General features: G+C 54.5%; 2 rRNA genes. Both read left to right on the top strand.

What is annotated here, in order from left to right:
• Nucleotides 1-88 precede the first annotated feature (88 nt).
• Nucleotides 89-2920: ribosomal RNA gene (locus GJR95_RS10875) — 23S ribosomal RNA — on the top strand.
• A gap of 117 nt (nt 2921-3037) precedes the next feature.
• Nucleotides 3038-3148, top strand: a 5S ribosomal RNA gene (gene rrf, locus GJR95_RS10870).
• Nucleotides 3149-3250 lie beyond the last annotated feature (102 nt).

The following is a 3250-nucleotide window of genomic DNA, read 5'->3' as shown; positions in this document are numbered from 1 at the left end:
CACTGTTCTTTGACCTACAGGGAGAAACTGCATCATGAGGTGACTCATGGTGCACGGTAAGATACACAAGAAATTGTAGTAGCGCAATACATACGCAGCAAAAGGGCGCCTGGGGGATGCCTAAGGCTTCTGGTGGCGAGGAAGGACGTGGCAAGCGACGAAACGCTGTGGGGACCCGCTGGCAGGGGCTGATCCACAGGTATCCGAATGGGGCAACCCACTACCTTGAAGAGGTAGTACCTAGTGATAGGGGCAAACGCGGAGAACTGAAACATCTAAGTACCCGCAGGAAGAGAAAACAATTGTGATTCCGTCAGTAGTGGCGAGCGAACGCGGAACAGCCCAAACCAATCACGTTACGGCGTGGTCGGGGTAGTAGGACCTGACATCAAGCTAACAATCGAACTGAAATGACTTGGGAAAGTCAACCACAGAGGGTGAGAGTCCCGTACGGGTCAGGGCGTTGGTGGGTTGGGGATCCTGAGTAGGGGGGGACCGGAGAAATCCCCTCTGAATCGGCCGGCACCATCCGGTAAGGCTAAATACGACCAGAAGACCGATAGTGGAGAGTACCGTGAGGGAACGGTGAAAAGCACGGGGAGTACCCGGGTGAAATAGACCCTGAAACCAGGCGCTTACAAGCGGTCGGAGCTCCCAGTGTGGAGTGACGGCGTGCCTTTTGCATAATGAGCCTACGAGTTACCGTTACTGGCGAGGTTAAGTACTTGAAAGTACGCAGCCGAAGCGAAAGCGAGTCTGAACAGGGCGTCGAGTCAGTAGGGGTAGACGCGAAACTTGGTGATCTACCCGTGGTCAGGTTGAAGGGGTGGTAACACACCGTGGAGGACCGAACCGATAAGCGTTGAAAAGCTTCCGGATGAACTGCGGGTAGGGGTGAAAGGCCAATCAAACTGAGAAATAGCTCGTACTCTCCGAAATGTTTTTAGGAACAGCGTTGCGTGTTACCACTGGTGAGGTAGAGCGACCAACAGGATGCGGGGGAGTCACATCCTACCAACTTCTGATGAACTCCGAATGCGCCAGTGGGTGCGTGGCAGTGAGGGCTTGGGTGCTAAGGTCCAAGTCCGAGAGGGGAACAACCCAGACCATCCGCTAAGGTCCCTAAGTGTGTGCTAAGTTGAACAAAGGCGGTCCGGCTGCTGAGACAGCCAGGAGGTTAGCTTGGAAGCAGCTATTCCTTTAAAGAGTGCGTAACAGCTCACTGGTCGAGCGGGGCGGGCGTCGATAATAAACGGGCATCAAGCACATCACCGAAGCGGTGGACAGTTAGTTAGACTAACTTGTGGTAGGAGAGCATTCTATGGGGGGAGAAGTTGTCGCGTGAGCGATGGTGGACCGCATAGAAAAGCAAATGTAGGCATAAGTAACGAGAATGAGGATGAGAACTCCTCACACCGAAAAGCTAAGGTTTCCTCCGCGATGGCAGTCATCGGAGGGTTAGTCGGGGTCTAAGGGGCAGCGGAATCGTGAGTCCTGAGGGGGAACAGGTTAATACTCCTGTACTATCTATGCAGGATCACTAATGACGGAGTGCTGGAGGTTCTACGTCCGGACGGAAGTGGGCGTTGAGCGGAGTCTTCGGACGAAGCGAAGGACTGAAGGGGCTTCCAAGAAAAGTTAGGGATCGTCAAGCGTATGGATACCCGTACCGTAAACCGACACAGGTAGCTGGGAAGAATATTCTAAGGTGCGCGAAAGAATCATGGTTAAGGAACTCGGCAAAATGACCCTGTAACTTCGGGATAAGGGGGGCCTACTGGCAACAGAGGCTGCAGAGAAGAGGCCCAGGCGACTGTTTACCAAAAACACAGGACTCTGCCAAAATGAAAGTTGACGCATAGGGTCTGACACCTGCCCGGTGCTGGAAGGTTAAGGGGGGAGCTTAGTCGCAAGACGACGGTTTGAACTGAAGCCCCAGTAAACGGCGGCCGTAACTATAACGGTCCTAAGGTAGCGAAATTCCTTGTCGGGTAAGTTCCGACCTGCACGAATGGTGTAACGATCTGGGCACTGTCTCAACCATGAGTTCGGTGAAATTGTAGTAGCGGTGAAGATGCCGCTTACCCGCCACGGGACGGAAAGACCCCGTGCACCTTTACTACAGCTTAACATTGATCGCCGGTCAGGCATGTGTAGGATAGGCGGGAGATTGCGAAGCGGTGTCGCCAGGCATCGTGGAATCAACCTTGAAATACCGCCCTTGGCTGACTGGCGGTCTAACTGGGCGACCAGGACCGTGTTTGGTGGGTAGTTTGACTGGGGTGGTCACCTCCGAAAGAGTAACGGAGGTTTCCCAAGGTTTGCTCATGCCGGACGGTAATCGGCAGGGGAGTGCAATAGCAGAAGCAAGCTTGACAGTGAGGCACACAGGCCGATCTGGGACGAAAGTCGGGTATAGTGATCCGGTGGTTCCGCATGGAAGGGCCATCGCTCAAAGGATAAAAGGTACGCCGGGGATAACAGGCTGATCTCCCCCAAGAGCTCACATCGACGGGGAGGTTTGGCACCTCGATGTCGGCTCGTCACATCCTGGGGCTGGAGAAGGTTCCAAGGGTTCGGCTGTTCGCCGATTAAAGTGGCACGCGAGCTGGGTTCAGAACGTCGTGAGACAGTTCGGTCCCTATCTGTGGTGGGCGTGGGATGACTGAGGGGGTCTGTCCTTAGTACGAGAGGACCGGGATGGACCAACCGCTGGCGGATCGGTTGTTTGGCCGCAGGCACGGCCGAGTAGCTACGTTGGGAACAGATAAGCGCTGAAGGCATCTAAGTGCGAAACTGGCCCCGAGATGAGTCATCCGGTATAAAGGGCCGTGGGAGACGACCACGTTGATAGGCGACAGGTGTAGGTGCAGAGATGTATAGAGCTGAGTCGTACTAATGTGCCCGGACGCGTAAGTACAAGTGCTACGACGAATAGCTTGTGTATAGGTATCGAGGTTTCTCTCTGTGGGAAAAAAGACAAAGATCTTTGGGTGGCGTATCGTCAAGGCGTAAGCTGCCCATGAAGAGTCAACAGGTTGGTGCTGGTAAGGCGGGTGGACACCTCTACCATTTCGAACAGAGCCGTTAAGCCCCGTACTGCCGATGGTACTGCTGTCACAAGTGGGAGAGTAGGAAGGTGCCACCTGATGAAATCGAGTCTCTGATCGCAAGGTCAGAGACTTTTTTAACCCACTGCCCACCGTGGCCGACTGGGGCGGGATAGCATTAGCCACACTGGGCGCGGTGT

Source organism: Spirosoma endbachense (assembly GCF_010233585.1).
Taxonomy (GTDB): domain Bacteria; phylum Bacteroidota; class Bacteroidia; order Cytophagales; family Spirosomataceae; genus Spirosoma; species Spirosoma endbachense.
The sequence above is the reverse complement of the archived record's forward strand: the minus strand, read 5'-3'. Positions and strand labels throughout refer to the sequence as shown.